At 67.6% G+C, this 17,557-nt stretch carries 17 protein-coding genes and 2 pseudogenes; 7 read left to right on the forward strand and 12 right to left on the reverse strand.

The genetic code is table 11. The features are described 5' to 3' along the window. Window positions 1-126: 126 nt before the first annotated feature. The 4 genes and pseudogenes from ACFQRE_RS17720 to ACFQRE_RS17735 all read left to right on the forward strand — a co-directional run. Window positions 127-1,251, forward strand: a pseudogene (locus ACFQRE_RS17720) (GAF domain-containing protein); the annotation flags it as partial. A 149-nt stretch (window positions 1,252-1,400) separates the two neighbouring features. Continuing rightward, the gene (locus ACFQRE_RS17725; RefSeq protein ID WP_380125851.1) at window positions 1,401-1,664 is read left to right on the forward strand and encodes a sensor histidine kinase; all 264 of its coding nucleotides are present in this window, start codon (window positions 1,401-1,403) and stop codon (window positions 1,662-1,664) included. Window positions 1,665-1,791: 127 nt separating this feature from the next. Further along, window positions 1,792-2,658, forward strand: a pseudogene (locus ACFQRE_RS17730) (universal stress protein); the annotation flags it as partial. Between the two features lie 40 nt (window positions 2,659-2,698). Further along, the gene (locus ACFQRE_RS17735; RefSeq protein ID WP_380124979.1) at window positions 2,699-3,346 is read left to right on the forward strand and encodes a response regulator; all 648 of its coding nucleotides are present in this window, start codon (window positions 2,699-2,701) and stop codon (window positions 3,344-3,346) included. Here the strand turns inward: ACFQRE_RS17735 and ACFQRE_RS17740 are convergent. The 9 genes from ACFQRE_RS17740 to ACFQRE_RS17780 all read right to left on the reverse strand — a co-directional run bounded on the left by ACFQRE_RS17740 (window position 3,313) and on the right by ACFQRE_RS17780 (window position 11,271). Continuing rightward, complete coding sequence (locus ACFQRE_RS17740) at window positions 3,313-3,945, reverse strand: CBS domain-containing protein (RefSeq protein ID WP_380124981.1); 633 nt, start codon at window positions 3,943-3,945, stop codon at window positions 3,313-3,315. The two genes, ACFQRE_RS17735 and ACFQRE_RS17740, sit on opposite strands and share 34 nt — an antisense overlap. A gap of 98 nt (window positions 3,946-4,043) precedes the next feature. Beyond that, entirely contained in the window at window positions 4,044-5,129 is a 1,086-nt protein-coding gene (locus ACFQRE_RS17745; protein WP_380124983.1) for an acetyl-CoA hydrolase/transferase C-terminal domain-containing protein, read from the reverse strand. A gap of 152 nt (window positions 5,130-5,281) precedes the next feature. Further along, window positions 5,282-5,770 carry a pyridoxamine 5'-phosphate oxidase family protein gene (locus ACFQRE_RS17750; RefSeq protein WP_380124985.1) on the reverse strand — a complete coding sequence of 163 codons (489 nt, stop codon included), beginning with the start codon at window positions 5,768-5,770 and terminating at the stop codon, window positions 5,282-5,284. 132 nt (window positions 5,771-5,902) lie between these two features. Then, a complete protein-coding gene (locus ACFQRE_RS17755) occupies window positions 5,903-6,505 on the reverse strand; it encodes a hypothetical protein (protein WP_380124987.1) in 603 nt (200 codons plus the stop codon). Window positions 6,506-6,607: 102 nt separating this feature from the next. Beyond that, complete coding sequence (locus tag ACFQRE_RS17760) at window positions 6,608-7,012, reverse strand: DUF1003 domain-containing protein (RefSeq protein ID WP_380124989.1); 405 nt, start codon at window positions 7,010-7,012, stop codon at window positions 6,608-6,610. Between the two features lie 106 nt (window positions 7,013-7,118). Next, window positions 7,119-7,514, reverse strand: coding sequence for a hypothetical protein (locus ACFQRE_RS17765; protein WP_380124991.1), 396 nt, complete (start codon window positions 7,512-7,514; stop codon window positions 7,119-7,121). An 18-nt stretch (window positions 7,515-7,532) separates the two neighbouring features. Then, the gene (locus ACFQRE_RS17770; RefSeq protein WP_380124993.1) at window positions 7,533-8,912 is read right to left on the reverse strand and encodes a DUF4331 domain-containing protein; all 1,380 of its coding nucleotides are present in this window, start codon (window positions 8,910-8,912) and stop codon (window positions 7,533-7,535) included. A 4-nt stretch (window positions 8,913-8,916) separates the two neighbouring features. Continuing rightward, window positions 8,917-9,171 (reverse strand): hypothetical protein, encoded by a 255-nt coding sequence (locus ACFQRE_RS17775; RefSeq protein WP_380124995.1) that lies wholly within the window; start codon window positions 9,169-9,171, stop codon window positions 8,917-8,919. A gap of 141 nt (window positions 9,172-9,312) precedes the next feature. Further along, window positions 9,313-11,271, reverse strand: coding sequence for a DUF5107 domain-containing protein (locus ACFQRE_RS17780; RefSeq protein ID WP_380124997.1), 1,959 nt, complete (start codon window positions 11,269-11,271; stop codon window positions 9,313-9,315). Between the two features lie 149 nt (window positions 11,272-11,420). On the opposite strand from ACFQRE_RS17780, the gene ngcE reads away from it, so the two are divergent. The 3 genes from ngcE (at window position 11,421) to ACFQRE_RS17795 (ending at window position 14,857) form a co-directional block, all read left to right on the forward strand. Further along, the gene (gene ngcE, locus ACFQRE_RS17785) at window positions 11,421-12,836 is read left to right on the forward strand and encodes an N-acetylglucosamine/diacetylchitobiose ABC transporter substrate-binding protein (protein WP_380124999.1); all 1,416 of its coding nucleotides are present in this window, start codon (window positions 11,421-11,423) and stop codon (window positions 12,834-12,836) included. Window positions 12,837-12,989: 153 nt separating this feature from the next. Continuing rightward, window positions 12,990-13,961 (forward strand): carbohydrate ABC transporter permease, encoded by a 972-nt coding sequence (locus ACFQRE_RS17790; RefSeq protein ID WP_380125001.1) that lies wholly within the window; start codon window positions 12,990-12,992, stop codon window positions 13,959-13,961. After that, on the forward strand, window positions 13,961-14,857 hold the full coding sequence (locus tag ACFQRE_RS17795) for a carbohydrate ABC transporter permease (RefSeq protein ID WP_380125003.1): 897 nt from the start codon (window positions 13,961-13,963) through the stop codon (window positions 14,855-14,857). Before ACFQRE_RS17790 ends, ACFQRE_RS17795 begins: the two co-directional genes overlap by 1 nt. On the opposite strand, the gene ACFQRE_RS17800 is transcribed toward ACFQRE_RS17795, so the two are convergent. From ACFQRE_RS17800 to ACFQRE_RS17810, 3 genes are read right to left on the reverse strand one after another with little or no spacing between them, the layout of a single operon-like run. Continuing rightward, the gene (locus ACFQRE_RS17800) at window positions 14,858-15,349 is read right to left on the reverse strand and encodes a DUF6328 family protein (RefSeq protein WP_380125005.1); all 492 of its coding nucleotides are present in this window, start codon (window positions 15,347-15,349) and stop codon (window positions 14,858-14,860) included. A gap of 22 nt (window positions 15,350-15,371) precedes the next feature. Beyond that, on the reverse strand, window positions 15,372-16,511 hold the full coding sequence (locus ACFQRE_RS17805) for a thiolase family protein (RefSeq protein WP_380125007.1): 1,140 nt from the start codon (window positions 16,509-16,511) through the stop codon (window positions 15,372-15,374). Beyond that, complete coding sequence (locus tag ACFQRE_RS17810) at window positions 16,508-17,542, reverse strand: class I adenylate-forming enzyme family protein (protein WP_380125009.1); 1,035 nt, start codon at window positions 17,540-17,542, stop codon at window positions 16,508-16,510. The genes ACFQRE_RS17805 and ACFQRE_RS17810 overlap by 4 nt, the downstream gene beginning before the upstream one ends. Window positions 17,543-17,557: the final 15 nt, after the last annotated feature.

Genomic DNA, 17,557 nt, shown 5'->3' on the forward strand with positions numbered 1-17,557 from the left:
CAGACCCCGATGAGCACGCCAGAGTCGACCGCCGCGGCGCTCTGGTCGCTGTCGGCTCTGCAGCTCGACGATCTGCTCGACGAGCTGCGCGCCCGCGCGGGCAGCGCGAGGGAGTCACAGGAGCGCATGGCGTCGTTGCTCGACGCGGTGGTGGCTGTCAGCTCGAACCTCGATCTTGCCGACGTGCTTCATCGCATCGTCGTGTCTGCCTGCGACCTGGTGGACGCGACCTATGGCGCCCTGGGGGTGTTGGGGCCCGGCGGTGAGGAGCTCATCGAGTTCGTCACGCACGGCCTGACCGACGACCAGCGTGCCGACATCGGGACACTGCCGCGCGGACACGGACTTCTCGGGCTGATCATCTCGAGCCCACAGCCCCAACGGGTGACCGACATCGGTGAGCATCCCAAGTCCTTCGGTTTCCCGCCGAACCACCCGCCGATGACGAGCTTCCTCGGCGCCCCGGTGCGGATCCGTGACGAGGTCTTCGGCAACCTCTACCTCACGGACAAGAGGCATGCCACGGAGTTCAGCCAGGACGACGAGGCGATCCTCGTGGCGCTCGCCGCAGCGGCCGGAGTCGCGATCGAGAACGCCCGACTGTACGACCGCACCCGGGGACAGCAGCTGTGGACCGATGTGGCGGGTCGTGCAACGCAGGGCCTGCTCGCCGGCGAGGCACATGACGTGGTCCTGGCCGACGTCGTCACTCAGGTGGCCGAGCTGACCGAGGCATCGTCGTGTTTCGTGGCACTCACTCGGGGCACTGACCTCGTCGTCGTGGCGTCGACGGATGGGGAGCCGGCGCTGGGCAGCTCGGTGAGTGACCCCAGCCTTCGCGCAGCAATGCTGGCCGAGGTGCGCAGCGTGCCCGACCGGACGGGCTCCAGTGGCACGAGGTCCACGGCGCCACTGGTCCTGGGCGAGGCTTCGCTGGGTCTCATCGTCGTGGACTGGACCGGGGACGAACGGTCCGACCACCTGGGCGAGCTGAGCACCTTCGCGCAGCGACTGACTGTCTCGCTCGTGGCGGCAACGGCTCAGACGGACAAGGCCCGCGCGGAGCTCTACGAGGACCGGGACCGGATCGCACGCGATATGCATGACCACGTGATCCAGAGGCTCTTTGCCACCGGCATGTCCCTGCAGTCGATCGTCAGGATGAGCGACGAGTCGGTGCGTCCTCGCCTCGAGAGAGCCGTCGACGACCTCGACGCGGCGATCAAGGACATCCGCCACACGATCTTCGCGCTCCACCGACCGATGGGGGTCCGCAAACTCGCCAGCGAGATCACCGCTGTCTGTCGCGACGCTTCTGTCACCTTGGGCTTCACTCCGGACCTTCGGCTTTCCGGCCGCACGAACGACTTGGGGGGCAGTTGGAAGCAGACGTCCTCGCGGTGTTGCGCGAAGGTCTCAGCAACGCCGCCAGGCATGCCGGGGCCACCACCGTCAACGTTGCCGTCGAGGTCAACGGCGGGGTCACCGTCAGCGTCGTCGACGACGGGCGGGGGCTCGACCCCAACCCCACGCGGTCATCCGGTCTCGACAACCTTGCGAGACGGGCTGAGCGGCGTGGAGGCACGCTGGTGCTGGAGCCCCACGAGCCGTCAGGAACTCGTCTCGTGTGGAGCGTTCCGCTTGATGAGGACGAGGCCACCTGAAGGACCAATGGCCCTGTGGCCAGCCTGGGATCACAGGCATGGTTGTGGCATGACCGACGTTCACGCCATGCGTGGCACCTTCGCAGAACCCTTGTCCGCCAGGGATGGTGGGGCGGTGGTCGTCGGCTACGACGAGTCGTGCGAGGGCACCAACGCTCTCGGGTGGGCGGCGTCGCACGCGGAAGCCTTCGGCGTTCCGCTCAAGGTCGTGTATGCCGCGAGAGCACCCGAGTTGGCGACGTCCCGTGGGGATGCGGTCCGGGTTGAGAGCGCCGAACGGCTGAGCCGGGCTGCTCTCGTGGCGCGCCGCGGCGCCGACCGGGCCAGGAAGCTTCAACCGGACCTCAAGGTGCATGGTCAGGGTGCCATCGGCAACCCCGCGGCCGAGCTCATCATGCAGTCGGCCAGCGCTTCGGTCGTCGTCGTCGGCCGACGCACCACTCGGCCCACCAACAGCCTCGGGTCGATCTCCTTCGCTGTGGGAACCCACGCGCGCTGCCCGGTGGTGGTGGTTCCCCTGCAGACGCATCGTCAGCTCGGGCCGGGGTGCCCGGTCGTGGTGGGCGTCGATGGCTCGGCGTCATCACAGGAGGCCTTGCTCTTCGCCGCTGCCACAGCCGACCGTGCTGGGGCCGACCTCGTCGTCCTCTCTGCCTGGGTCCGGCCTCGTCCCGAGCCGTGGATGCCTGAGCCCACCGAGGTCGACGAGCATCTCGACGTCGCTGCTGCGGGCGAGCTGGAAGCGGCTGGGCGCCACGTGCGAGCAGCGGTGGCGCTGGTCCACGAGAGGCACCCCGACGTGACCACGATCCATCGCGTCCACCAGGGACGGGCTCCTGACGCCCTCATCGAGGGGTCGGCTCGGTCGGGCCTCCTCGTGGTGGGCTCACGGGGGCGGGGCGGGTTCGCCGGTCTGATGCTGGGGTCGGTGAGCCGGGCGGTGCTCCGGCGGGCCGAGATCCCGGTCGCTGTCGTCCGCAATGGCGGGTTGTGACGCCCGGGCCGTAGCCTGTGCGTCAGGGAGTGTGATCAGCATGGCGAACGTCTATCTGCTCGATGACCACGAGGTGGTTCGCCGAGGTCTGAGGGAGTTGCTCGAGGTCGAGGATGACATCGTCGTCGTCGGTGAATCCGGGAGTGCGCTCGAAGCCACCCGTCGGATCCCGGCACTGCGACCGGACGTCATGGTGCTCGACGCGCGGCTTCCCGATGGATCCGGGATTGACGTGTGTCGTGATGTCCGGTCGGTCGATCCGTCCATCGCCGGCCTGATCCTGACGTCCTACGACGATGACGACGCGCTGAGGGCGGCGGTGCTTGCCGGCGCGGCGGGATACCTGCTCAAGGACGTCCGGGGAGTCGACCTCGTGAACTCGATCCGCCGGGTGGCAGCCGGTGACAATCTGCTCGATGCCGATGTGGTGGCGCGACTGCGCGCAGGTTGGGGCCAGGACGCGCAGGACCCGAGACTCGCGCCGCTCTCACCGCAGGAACGCCGCATCCTCGACCACATCGCCCAAGGGCTGACGAACCGGCAGATCGGTGCCTCGATGTCGCTGGCCGAGAAGACCGTGAAGAACTACGTGACCGCAGTGCTCATGAAGATGGGGATGGAGAGCCGAACCCAGGCTGCCGTCTATGTCGCGACTCAGGTGCCCCACGGCGGTCGCCGGTCTCCGTGATCGGCCCAGGTCCGTTGTCCGAGTGCCACGCTCCGGATGCCGGCAACGGTGGCGGCGGTGGCCATTGCGGCGTCGGCGAGGTTGCCGACTCGTGGGTTCACGGTGACGTGGCCGTCATGCACTGTCGCGCGCCATTCCGGGTGCCCTGCCTGCGCGAACGCGCAATGGACGGCGGTGCTGAGGACTGCGTCCGGCTGGGACAGGGTACGCAGGAAGTCGCTGCGACTCACCACCCCGAGGAGGCGGTGCTCGTCGTCGACGACCGGCATGCTCTTCCAGCCGCGGCGGGCCAGGGTCAACGCCACCTCTGCGCAGTCCTGCCGCAGAGTGGCGCAGCTGGGATCGGCCGTCATGATGGCCTCGATCGTGGGTTCGGCCGCCGAGGTTGGCGCGGTGGGGCGCAGGTGGGCTCGCGGGTCTGCCGGCAGGCGATGACGCAGGACGTCGCCCTCCGAGATGATTCCCACGACCCGCTGGTCACTGTCGACCACCGGAAGGGCGCTGATGCGAGCCCGTCCGAGCTTGGCTATGGCATCCTCGAGCGTCGCCTCGGAACGGATGCTCTCTGCGGGCGTGGTCATGACCTCGGCAACAAGCACGGGTCCCACCTCTTTCGTCTCGTTCGTTCCAGCATTCGTCGTCTTCACGTTGGGTGACAGGGGAATTGGTCCCGGTTCAGCACGGGGACCAAGGGGTCTCAGATGAGCCGGAGTTCCCGTGCGTCCTCCCACAGGTCGGCCCGAACGCAGGGGTGGGCCGCCTGCTCGATGAGGTGTCTCGCCTGGGCCCTGGCGTCCCACCCCATGATCTCGGCTGTGCCGTTCTCGGTGATCACGGCCGTGTGTTGGAACGAGGTGACCGGGCCCTCGAGAAGACCCACGATCGTCGACACGTTGGCCCGGGGGTGCCACGAGCGAAGGGCCATCAGGGCCTGACCGCCGGGGGAGTCCATCGCGCCCACGACGAAGTCGCACTGGCCGCCGAATCCCGAGTGGACCCGAGATCCGACATGGCTGCCGTTGGCCTGGTCGAAGAGGTCGACGGACAGGGCAGTGTTGATGCTCGTCATGGTCGGTTGAGCAGCGATCCGGCCCGGGTCGTTCACCGTCTCGGTGCGCAGCATGCGCACCCTCGAATTCGCGTGCAACCACGTCATCAGTGCAGGACCACCCACCGCGAACGAGGCCACAACCTGCCGCCCCCTGTCCAGGGCGCCGGCGTCGTGGAGGTCCATGATCCCGTCGGAGACCATCTCACTCCACACCCCGAGGCGGCGACGGGCGCTGAGCCGTGGCACGACGGCGTCGGGAATGGCACCGATGCCCAGCTGGAGGGTGGCACCGGAGCTGACGCGTGCCGCGACGTGTCCGCCAATGAGGCTGATGGCCTCGGACGTCGCTGCGGGTGAGGACTCCCGGCTCGGCTGTCCCGCTGGGGCAGTGAGGACTCCGTCGAGGTCGTGCGCGTCCAGCTCACCGTCGCCGTAGGTGAAGGGCATGGCCGCGTGGGACTCGGCGAACACCAGACCGCCAGCCGCCCGGCACACCGACATCGCGGCCGGGAGGATGTTGACCTCGGACCCGAGCGACCAGCGACCCGCGATCTGCTCAGAGACGGTGACGAGGACGACGTCGGGCACGAATCGCTGCGCGAGCAGAGTCGGCACGTGGGACAGTCGTGCGGGGAGGTAGGAAACGTCAGGTGTCCGCATTCCCGGCCCGACAAAGGGCGTCACGTGGGTGACACCCGACCGCGTCGGTATGCCGTGGGGTGCGTTGAGCATGAACAGCTCGTACCGCTCGACGGCCCCGTCCAACAGCCGGAGAAGCTCCCGGGGTGCGGAGGCGTTGCCACTGGCCACCACGCGTAGCGGTCGGTCGCAGCTGGTGGCCGCCCGACGGAGCGCCCTCGCCACCGAACCGCTGGTGGAAGGGCTCATTCGCCGGACAGGGCGAAGCGACGGCCAGTGATGGAGTCGGGCGTGATGCGCAGGAGGTGCGGCTTGCTGCCGGGAGACCAGGGCAACAGCGGCAGGTGCATGATCTTGATCGCCTCGTCCACGGCATACACCTCGGTGGCTCGGCCGCGCAGAACGACGCTCCAGGCCATGGCGGAGTCGAGGTCGCACCCATCGACCTCGAAGGCGACCACGCGATTGCGCGCCGCTGCGTGCTTGGTGCCGCCGGCCGTGCGGAGTACGACCGTGCCGTGGTCGACGACGTAGTTCACCGGGAAGATGTCCGGAACGTCGTCGTGGACCACGGCCAGGCGCCCCACGACGGCCCCTCGCAGAAGGTCCCACGACTCGCGGGGAGCGATGCTGTGCGTGCTCTCGGGGACCTCAGTGCTCCCGGTGCCCACAGCGCCCACACCGCCCACAGCGCTCACGCTGTGGGCTTCGGTCTGCGGCTGGTTGGTGTTCATGTCCTCATGCTCCGCCAGTGGCTGCCGCTTCCACAGGGTCAAAGGTCCCGGTACCGCCCGACGAGTGCGGGAGGAACGCACGACAACGCCTCGGCTCCCTGTCAGGAACCGAGGCGTTGTCGTTCGGGCGGCCTACTTGAGGATGGGGTGGCGCTGCACGAGAATCAGGCGCTCCCACCATCCACCAAGGCCGAGGGTGCGTCCCGCGCCCAGCCCAGCGAGGAGGATGAGGACGATGGCGTAGACGAGGTGGTCGTCCACGAAGGGGTTGTTCTCAGGAGGGAGCACGGCACTCCACATCATGACGAGCATGAGGGTTCCCGAAGCTGCCGCGATGCGCATGGCGACGCCGAGCATGAGCGCGACGCCGATGCCGGCCAGTCCCACCATGAATCCCCAGTTCGCCCAGGAGGCACCGGCGAATCCTTGGTAGAAGTCCGCCAGCGGGCCCTTGGTACCGAACTTGAGGAAGCCCAGCGTGGGCGATCCCTCGTGAATCCAGGCTGCCGGACCAAAGGTGTCCACGGCGCCCGTCTCCGCGTCGCGTCCCGTCGAGAAGCCCAGGGCGAGAAGCTTGTCGAGGAAGGCCCAGAGGAAGACCCAACCGAGGGCCAGTCGGGCAGCTGCTGCCGACCAACGGACCACGGCGCGGGAGTGGGGCTCTGCCGCGACTGCGTGGTTGGACTGGACGTGGACGTCGCTGGCATCGTGCCTGGTGCGAACTGTTGTGCTCATCGAATGCCTCCTAGGTGAAGCCAGCGAGGTTTGTGCTGGTGGGTTCACCTTGTCGTGGCGGCGGTCATGGCGACAGGGACCAAAGGCCCGTCATCGGCGATGTCAGTGATTGCCTTCAGGGATCACTCGACGATGCAGCTCCGTGGTGAGCCGGTGGATCTGTCGGGTGAGCTCGGTGTTGGTCTTGAGCTCGAGCTCGGACTCGATGAAGTCGTGGTCGGCCTTGGCCTGCTGGAACTCGGCCTGACGGTTCTGCCCGATGAGCACGAACGTCGACAGGAAGATCGCCTCCAGGGACACGACGAGCGTCAGGGTCGGCCACGGACTGCCCTCGACGAGGGTCATCCAGAGGCCGAAGGCGAGTGCGTGCAGGTAGACGAACGGCATCGATCCCGCGAAGGTCGTGATCGCATCGGCCGCTTTGAGCTGCAGGCTTTCGGCTCGCCGTAGAGCCATGGCTGCCGCGGCGGGATGGCGTACCGGTCTCGCTGGGTCAGTGGAGGTCATGCTGCCAATATGCACCTCGTCGCGTGCGAACCCGGGTGAGTTCGGGGCAACAACGACACCCTTGGTCTGCGCGGATCCCGCAGACCAAGGGTGTCGAGGACTGTTGCTACACCGTCGGCCAGTCGACCCAGGTCACCTCGCCACCACGCGCCGCTGCGGTGAGGACGACCCGGTCGCCAGGAATCGGGACAAGGTCGTAGCGTCCCTCCTCCAGGCTGGGGTAGACCAACGTGTGGACCGGCTGGGACGGGCCCGGTCGGGCCACGACAGCGACGTGCGGGTGGTGCTGATGGCCGCCCTCGTGGCTGTGGGAGCGGCCCTCCTGCCCGTCGTGGTGGTGATCGGTGTGGTGATCATGGGCGTGGTCGCGTTCGACGGATCGAATCTCGACCTCGAGGCCCTCGGTCTCTGGTGGCATCGTGACGATGAGGGCGCCGACGGTCCCACCGATGTCGAGCAGGACCGAACCTTGGCCCGCCCACGGGTTCTCCGAACTGGGCATGATGACCTCCGCCCTGCGTCAGGCGGCCGGCACGCCGGGCGCGGACTGGTAGCCGCCCGCCGGGTCGCCCAGGTAGGGGAAGTGATCCAGGTACGGCAGGTTGGTGTTGGTGGTGCCGTCCGTCAGACCACCGCTGGCCGCGTCGGGCGTGAACGTCGGGTCGACGAGGGGAATCGTCGCCCCGGCCACGGCGCGCAGCTCGATGGCCACGACGTCGTCGATGATCCGTCGCCCGTTCGGGAAGCCGGCAGCGTCGCCCGCGATCAGCCCGATGGGGTTCGGGTTCGCGGTGGGCGGGACGGCCACGTTGAGGCGCAACATGTCCGCCTGGGTTGGCCCGGTGTAGTTCTGGAAGCCCGCAACCACGCCGGAAGGAATGCCGGTGAGCAGGATGGCAAGCAGGTCGGCGCGGTCCTTCGTGTAGGCGGCGAGGTTGGGAAACACCGTGGGATAGAGGACGGGGAGGAGGCGGGCGAGCTCCGGCTGCGCGACGTACTTCGCGAAGGCGGAATCGTCATACGGGCTCGACGTGTTCCACGCATCCTTGCGGGCCATCGGGGTGATGACCTCGTTGAAGAGCGGGTTGCCGAGACGGGACACCTGACTCCACGGGCCCTGGAAGACGTGCTTGGCCCGCTTTCCGTCCCAGATGCGGGACTTCTGTCGGCTCGCCGTGGCCCAGACGCCGATGACCGAGGTGGCCGCCGCAACATCAGTGGGCCGGATGCCGCCACGCGTGAGGTCGCGAATCGGCACCTGGATGGCGATGCTGTGGACGTTGAGGCCCTGGGTTCCGTTGACCCCGGCTGCCGTCGCGGACGGGATGAGGTGAGCCATCTGGAAGGGGCGCAGCGTCCCGAGGTCGAAGATGCTGCCGAGGTCCACGTGGAAGCCGTCGCTTCGCTGGCCCGCGAACACCTTGCGGCCACCCTGGATGGAGTGGACTGCCTGATCGGTGAACCGGGCATAGTCCGGCGTCGAGCGGGGCCCGATGTTGACCGGGGGGCAGGGCAGGTTGTTCGCCAGGACACTGCGCCGGTTGCCTCGCGTCAGCCGAGTGACCGAGTAGTGCTGCGGCCGGTTCCAGGCCGGGTCAGAGATCGAGCCGATCGGTCCGGTGTTGTAGAGGAACGTGTTCTCGTTGCGGATGGTGGTGTTGAACCGGAACTGGTACGTCACGTCCGCACGAGCATCACCCCGGTTGCTGACGTGGATCTGGTAGAGGACGTCGTCGCCGAACTCGTAGAAGTTCGGTCCCCCTTGGGGGTTCTGGAACGGGATGAAGTTCGCGACGAGGGTCACGGTGTCGGGCGCGTCCGGGCTGACGAACGCGTAGACGTCGGTGTTGTCGGCGACAGGGTCCTTGGAGACCTCGGGCGCTTCGCGGTGGGAGGACATGGCGTCAGCCCCTTGCCGCGCGGGTCAGGCGAGCGATGAGGTCGGGATCATGGACGGTGACTTCGTCCTCCCCGAGCATGAGGGTCAATCGACCGGTGTGCGGATCGTCGACCCAGGCGACGAGTTTTTCGAGTGCAACGCCGGACTCGGTCGTGGAGGCGGCCTGCGCGGGGGCCGCGAACGCAGCCGTCGTCACCACAGCAGCAGCGGCACTGCCTCCGGCTCCGACGATGAACGACCGTCTGTTCGTGTCTTTCATTGTTCTCCTCCGCTCGAGCGCAGCCGAGATGTTCGGCTGGGCTACCGGGCCAATGAGCTCGAACGGGGATGCTCGCGCGTGCAGTGACCCACCTCACATTCGGAACCGACGGGGTGCGGATTGGAGTGATCACAGTTCATTTCAGGAGGTGCCGCCACCGGACTTGGGGGCCATGCGGAAGTCGAGGTGCGCCGGCACGGGTTCGCCCGGGCACAGGCGCTCCCAGAGCTGCGACAGGGTCTGGTCGCCCTCGGCGAGGTCGGGCACCTCGATGTCCTCGAGGATCGTCAGTGCTGCTGCGTTTGCACCTGCCATCGCGAGGGCCTCGGCGAGCAGCATCTGGCTGCGGCCGTGGGTGCGCACCGGGTCCGGGAGCGCTGCCACGGTGGCCACGACCTGGTCGGCACGTCCGGAGTCGAGCAGGTCGGTGAGCAGCTCGACGGCCAGGCGACGGTCGTCCGGCGCGAGGGCGAGCGCCCGCCGGTAGAGGTCGGCGCGCTCGGTCGCGTCCGCGGTGAGGAGAGCCAGTCCTCTCAGTGCCACTGCCGTCGGGGCCAGTTCAATGCTTTGCCGGTATGCCGTGTGCGCACCTTCCGTGTCGCCCCGCACGTGCCGCGCGGTGCCGAGGGCGTAGTGGGCCCACCACCCGGCTCCCGAGTCGGCCACTGCCGCTGCCGTCAGCCGGGCCAGCCACCGGTCCGAGGTGACCGGCAGCGTCGGCCGGTGCCCCGAAATGTGCTCCAGGGCAACGGAATCGCCCTCCTGAGCGAACCGAAGCAACGGCATGCTCTCGTCGTCGACTTCCGGGAACGGTGTGCCTGTGGGGCCCGCGGCCCCGCGCAGGGCGAGCTCCGCGCGACCCCAGCCGGATCCGGTGTGGACCAGCTCGGTCGGAGCGACGTCAGCCACCTCCGAGAGCCACCGGTCGTGTTGTTCGGCGAGCCACGCCGGTGGTGCGGCAGCATGCACAGCCCGCTGGACGGCATACGCGGCAGTGTCGTAGTCCGCTGCCACCTCGGCAGGTGAGAGTTCGATCGGCAGGAACGCCTCGGTCCACGACCGGCTCGCGTTCCCGTCGAGGAGGTCGCTCTCCATCTGGGTCGTGCACACCCCGGCCTGGATCTCGAGGTAGCGACTGCCACGTGCGCCGAGCCAGTCCTGCCATCGCTGCCCACCGGGTCCGTGCCCCCAGAGGAAGAGCTTGCGACCGTGCAGGGCCTCGGTGGAGGTCTGCGCCAGGCCACGCCCATCGGGTTCCACGGCGCAGATCAGGCGGCCCTGACGTTCGCCGACCTCGTAGAAGTAGTCAGCGGGGTAGCGGCTCGCGCTGGGGACGCTCACGTCAACCGAACCGTCCGGGAAGGGAACGGCCACGCGCTCCAGGACACCGGTGTAGTCGGTGCGCCACGCGGTGGCGGCGGGCGTGAGCACCCGGGTCCCCGGGGTCTCGGGCACGGCGATGTTGGTCCAGTAGTACAGGGGCTTGGGTTCGGGGTCGGGGTTCATGACGCGGGTCGACGCCATCAAGCGGGCGCCACTGAGCCACAGGTCGACCTGGAGGATGAGGTCGCGGGTGCGCTCCCACTCCCACAGGCGCACGACCGGCCCGAGGGCAGTGTCGACGATCGCGGCGTGCATGGGCTGGTTGCCCAAGGTGGTGTGGCCGGTGGAGCCGAGGTTCCACTCGATGCCGCCGGCGAACCACGCGTCGGTGAGGCCGAAGTTGGCCCAACGCAGTTGCGGGTTGACGTGGACCAGCTCGCGAGCGCCGGCGTCGGTGGTCAGGGTCAGCGACCAGACCCGTCCGCCGAGGGAGGGAAGTATGGTGGTATGGACCAATCCGTTGTCGAGCTCGATGGCCTGGAGCTGCACCTCGTCGTCGGCGCGGTCGTAGTCGCTCAGGACGCCGTACGGCAACGGCGAGGAGAGGCGGCCCTGGTTGATGCGCTGAACCATGTCGTGCGGGGCCTCGTCGCTCACCTGCGACGTCGTGATTCGACGCACCGGGGCAACTGCAGCCATCACGCTCGGTTCACCCGGTAGCGTGCCCATAAGGGCCAGGGGCCGGATGCGCGCGTGCGTCGTTCGGGGGATTGTCACGCGCCTAGAGTGATTGATTGTGAGTGGTTTGGTCAATATCCTTGACACAAACGATCATGCACAGCACGATGTGGCCATTACGACACATCACCATGTGTTGCCCAATGACGGGCCTAGAGCGCCCGCCCTCGACTGGAAGTAGGCAGTGGATGAACCCTCGAGGTAAGCAGGTAGAACGGCGCACGATCCTTCAGTTGGTCACGGCGGGGGCGCTCGCAGTTCCTGCACTGTCACTCGCTGGATGCGCCACGGGAGGCGGGAGCGACGAGCCCACCGCCACGGCAGCTGGTGGCGCCAAGAGCGACACCAACCCGTTCGGGATCGCCGACAAGGCCACTGTCGAGGCAGTCATCTTCAACGGTGGCTACGGCTTCGACTACGTGACCTTCGCCGCGACCCTGGCGCAGAAGAACCACGCCGGCAGCACCTTCACGGTCAAGCCGTCCACGCAGATCGCGCAGGAGCTCCAGCCGCGCTTCGTGGGTGGCAACCCGCCCGACCTCATCGACAACTCGGGCGCGAACGCGATCGGTCTCAACACGATCGCGGACCAGCTCGAGGACCTCAAGGAGGTCTTCGAGTCGAAGAACCTCGAGGGCACGGTCATCAAGGACACCCTGTACCCCGGTGTCGAGGCCCCCGGCACGATCAACGGCAAGCTCGTCGCGATCAACTACGTGCAGACGGTCTACGCGATCTGGTACTCCAGTGCCCTCTTCGAGGCCAACGGCTGGACCGCACCGAAGACGTGGGACGAGGCCATCGAGCTCGGCGCCAAGGCCAAGGCCAAGGGCAAGTTCCTCATGCTCTGGGGCAAGGAAGCCGCCACGTACTACCAGACCCTCGCGATTGCCTCGGCAATCAAGGAAGGTGGCGACGACGTCCGCCTCGGCCTGGAGAACCTCAAGCCCGACAGCTGGTCCCACGCTGCCGTCCAGGGTGTCTTCAAGGCACTTGAGACGATCATCAAGAACGGCTACATGAAGCCCGGTGGTGGTGGCACGCAGTTCACCGCCGCCCAGGCTCAGTGGAGCAGCGAAGAGGCCGCCCTGCTCTACCCCTCGGGCTCGTGGATCGAGAACGAGATGAAGAAGCAGACCAAGGACGGCTTCAAGATGACCGGCGCGCCCGAGATGACGCTCACGGCCGGCTCGAAGCTTCCCTACACGGCGCTGCACTCCGCTGCGGGCGAGCCCTTCATCGTGCCGTCGAAGGCCAAGGGCGCTGCTGGTGGCAAGGAGCTCCTCCGGGTGATGTTGTCCAAGGAGGCGGCGACGAACTTCGCGAAGACCAAGCTGTCGCCGACGATCGTCAAGGACACCGTCCCCGAGGACGGCTTCGGCTCCACGGCCCTCCAGGCGCAGGGCAAGATGCTCAAGGAGGCGGGTTCCGACGTCTTCACGTGGAACTTCATCGACAACTACGGCATGAACCAGGACATGCTGGTTCCCTGGAACGCGTTCCTCTCGGGTCAGATCAATGCGGCCAAGCTCACCAGCGAGCTGCAGAAGATCACCGACAAGGTCGCGAACGACTCCTCGGTCAAGAAGGTCGAGGTCAGCTGACCCCTGTGCCCGGCCCGGTGTACCACTGCCGGGCCGGGCACACTCCTATCCGCCGCCCCATCCGTGTGCCCGTCGGTGCGTGGTAGGTCGGGGGCCGGGCTCTGACGCGCGACGATCACGTGCCGACCCGGCGCAATCCAGACAAGGACTCGCATGACCGCAGTAGTCGTTCCCAAGAGCTCCAAGAAGGTGAAGGTCCGACGCAAGCGCATGCCGCTGGCGCGCAAGATCTTCCTTCTCGTGACCCTGGGACTCCCCTTCGCCTTTTACTCGGTGTTCGTCCTGTGGCCGTTCGTCCAGGCGTTCATCTACTCGCTCACGAACTGGAGCGGGTTCACCGACACCTTCGCCTTCATCGGCTTCGAGAACTACACCAAGTTGCTCCATGACGACATCTTCCTCAAGGCGCTGCGCAACAACCTGCTGCTCGCCCTCGTCGTCCCCTTCGTGACGATCGTGCTCGCGCTCGCCCTCGCGACGATGGTGACGGTCGGCGGCTCCAGCACCGGCACCGTCAAGGGTCTGTCGAAGTCCTCGGTCTATCGGGTCGTCTCGTTCTTCCCCTACACGATCCCCGCGATCGTCATCGGCCTCGTGTGGGCCCAGATGTTCGACCCTTCCAGCGGGCTGGTCAACGCCGTGCTGACGGGAATCGGCCTGGACAAGTTCGAGTCGTTCGCGTGGCTCGGCGAGGTCTCCACGGCGATGCCGGTCACCATGTTCGTCATCATCTGGGGCTTCGTCGGCTTCTACATGGTGCTGTTCATCGCGGCGATCAAGGGCATCCCCGCCGAGCTCTATGACGCAGCGCGCGTCGACGGCGCCGGGCGCATGCGCATGACGATGATGGTCACGCTGCCGATGGTGCGTGACACCATCCAGACCGCCTACATCTACCTCGGCATCCTCGCCCTCGACGCCTTTGTCTACATGGCGGCCCTCAACGCCAGCGGTGGTCCGCAGAACTCCACCCTGACGATCACGCAGGACCTGTTCAACACGGCGTTCAAGAAGGGCCAGTTCGGCCTGGCGAGCGCGATGGGTGTCGTCCTGGCAGTCCTCACGCTGAGCTTCGCCGGCATCGTCTTCACCATCAACCGCTTCACCGGCGGAAAGGACCGTTGATGTCCACCGCATCCGACGTACGCAGCGCCGTGACCACTGCTCACAGTGACAAGCCGGTGCCCCTCGGCAAGGGCGACCGCAAGTTCACGATCGTGGCCCACATCGTTCTGACGATCTGGGCGATCATCGTCGTCCTGCCCCTGTTGTGGGTCTTCCTGTCGTCCTGGAAGACCACCGGCGAGATCTTCCAGTCGCCGCTGGCCCTGCCTCAGCACTGGTCGTTCGACAACTACATCAAGGCGTGGACCGACTCCAACATCGGTCGCTACATGCTCAACTCGGTCATCGTGGTGACCGTCTCGTTGGTCATCGTCATGATCCTGGGATCCGCGGCGGCATACTCGCTCGCTCGCTATCCCTTCCCCGGCAGCGGCATCGTCTACTACCTCATCCTCGCTGGCCTGACCTTCCCGGTCTTCCTCGCGATCGTGCCGCTGTTCTTCGTCCTCAAGAACCTCGGGTTGCTCAACACGTTGCCAGGGCTCATCGCGACCTACGTGGCGTTTGCGTTCCCGTTCACCGTGTTCTTCCTCTATCCGTTCTTCCGGGCGCTGCCCGAGGAGATCGCCGAGGCCGCCGAGCTCGATGGCGCAGGGGAGTGGCGGATCTTCGCGCAGGTGATGCTGCCCATGGCCAAGCCCGGCATCATCGCCATCGCGATCTTCAACTTCCTCGGCCTGTGGAACCAGTTCCTGCTTCCGGTGGCGCTCAACACCGACGAGAGCAACTACGTCCTCTCGCAGGGCATGGCACGCTTCGCGTCACAAGCTGGGTATGCCGTGGACTTCGGCCAGCTCTTCGCGGCCGTCGTCATCACGATCGCCCCGGTCCTCGCGGTCTACATCTTCACGCAGCGACAACTCCAGGGTTCCCTGTCCCAAGGAACGATGAAGTAGTCAGGACCCCACTCGCGGGAGCCGTGACCGCACGAGCAGTGGGATCACGAGCCAGTTGACGACGAACACGACGCCGGCCGCGGCAGCAGCGGTGACCGCAGCTCCGCGGCCGACGACGACGTCGAAGATGAGGTACGTCGCCGAGACGATGCTGATCGAGAGGGTCGCCAGGCCGACCCTGGCTGCCACGTCCGCGAACCCGACCAGTTGGTGCTTGGCGTGGCGACGAAACATCAGGCGGTGGGCGCTCACCGGCGCGACCAGCAGTGTCGTGGCGACGATGGCGGACGCGAGCGCCACGAGATAGGCAGTGCGTTGCGACTCGGTGATCGTCGCGAACCGTTGCTGGAAGGGCAGCGTCAGCAGGAAGCCGGCGAGGAGCTGGACGCCCGTCTGGGTGACGCGTAGCTCCTGCAGCAACTCGTCCCAGTTGCGGTCGAGGCGTTCCGTGGGCGTCTCATGACGATCGTTGTCGAGCGGTGAGGACTCCATGCCCCGACCGTACCCATCTCAGTCATCCGACGCGTTGCACGAGCAATGCCACGCCCTGCCCGCCGCCCACGGCGATGGTCGCGAGACCCAGTTCGCGACTGTCCACGCGCAGCATCTGGCTGAACAGTCGGACCGCGAGCACCGCGCCGGACGCGCCCCAGGGGTGTCCCAGGGCAAGCGCGCCACCCTCGATGCACACCCGGTCTTCGTCGAGGCCGAGCTCGTCGCAGCACGCGAGGACCTGGGCGGCGAAGGCCTCGTTGATCTCGATCGAGTCGATGTCGGCAAGCGTCAAACCGTTGCGGTGCAACAGGGTTCGCACCGCCGGAACCGGGCCGACACCGGGAAGGTTGGGGTCCGACCCGACCGTTGCCCAGTCGAGACAGGCCAAGCCGGGTATGCCGTCCGCCCGCCTTTGTGCCTCGGTCACCATCGCGACTGCGGCGGCTCCGTCGTTGATCCCGCAGGCGTTGCCTGCGGTGACGGTGCCGGCGGGTGAGAAGGCCGCGGGCAGGCGGGACAGAGTGCCGGGGGTGAGGTTGGCCCGGATGCGCTGGTCCCCAGCCAGGTGGGGGAGCGGCACGAGTTCGTCGTCGAACCGTCCGGCAGCGCGAGCTGCGGCGGCACGGGAATGCGAGCGGACGGCATACGCGTCCTGTCGTTCTCTGGTGATGCCCCAGCGGCGGGCGACGTCGTCGGCGGCCGGGCCCATTTCCGGGTCACCGATCTCGGCCGGCGCGAAGGGCGCGCGTGAATAGCGCCGCGGCTCAGCGCCATCGATGGGCGGCCACAGGCGCCACGGTGCGCTGCTGGCGCTCTCAGCGCCTCCGGCAAGGACCGACTCGGCAGAGCCCGACTTGATGAGCGCGCAGGCCGTCGTGAGTGCGGCGAGTCCACTGCCGCACTGCAGGTCAACGGTCATCGCCGGGGTCGTGACGTCGAACCCGGCGGCCAGCGCGGCGACGCGGGCGACGTTTCCGCCCGGGCCCATGCAGTTGCCCAGGACGACCTGTGACGGTGCGGCGAGGTTGGCGTCATCGGAGACCGCGCGCAGAGCCGGAGCGGCCAGGCCCACGACGTCGACGTCTCGCAGGGCCAGTCCGGCCGTGCCGATCGGAGTCCGGCGCGCGGCCACGATGACGGGGGTGCGGTCGTCGATCACGGTGACGCCTCCAGAGCTCGATCTGCCGCGAGACGACGTCGCACCTCGGCACGGTCGACCTTGCCTGCGGGCGTCAGGGGCAGCTCGGACCAGACATGCCAGCGTCGAGGGATGTGGGTGCGTGACACGAGTTCGGCTGTGTGAGAACGCAGTTCATCAAACCCATCGGCGAATGCGCCAGTGACGACGACCTCGAGCACTTCACCGAGCGCTGCGTGAGGGGTCCCGATGGCCACGGCTGCGGTCACCGCCGGGAAGGCCAGGACGGCGGCCTCGACGTCAGCACACAGCACCGTCGCACCGCCTGTCGTCACGGATTCGTCGCCTCGACCGAGAACGACCAGGCCCAGCTCGTCATGGAAGCACCCACGGTCACCGACGGTCGCCCAACCGTCGGCATCGCTCACCAGGGGCACTGTCTGCCCGTGTGCATATCCGTCAGCGAGCCATGGGCTGCGCGCCCAGATGACACCGCCGCGCAGGTCCACCTCAACCTCGGGGAACGGATCCAGCCGAGCCCCGACCCGCATTGCCACGAAGCTCAGTTCGGCAGCGCCGTAGTAGTCGACCACCTCGACGCCGGCGTCCTGAGCCCGCTCGCGCACGGACCGGGGGAGTGCCGCCCCTGCACACACGACCGTGCGCAGCCGCCCGAGGTCTCGGTCGAGCAGACCGGTGAGCATCGCCGGGGTGACGTGGGCGATCGTGCAGGACGCAAGTGCAGCCTCGGCGTCGCGCAGGCTCCACCGGTCCAGAGCCACGACCTCGGCGCCGACGTGGGCGGCATGTGCGTGCGCGAACGCGAACATCGAGCCGCTCGGCGGTGCGGGCACCAGCACCACGTCCGACGCCACTGTCCGGGTGAGGCGGCTGACGTGGTCGAAGCTCCTCTCCCACGACGCGAGCGAGCGACGCACGGTCCGGGGAGCTGCGGCCGTCCCGGAGGTGCTCAGCTCGAGCCAGGACCGACCATCGGCCTCACGAAGGAAGCCCATCTGCCGCAGGGCTGCCCGGGCCGGAGTGTCGCGCACGGCGCCACGCTCTCA

Origin of the sequence: Knoellia pratensis, from assembly GCF_042666395.1 — a bacterium.
Taxonomy (GTDB): Bacteria; Actinomycetota; Actinomycetes; order Actinomycetales; family Dermatophilaceae; genus Knoellia; species Knoellia pratensis.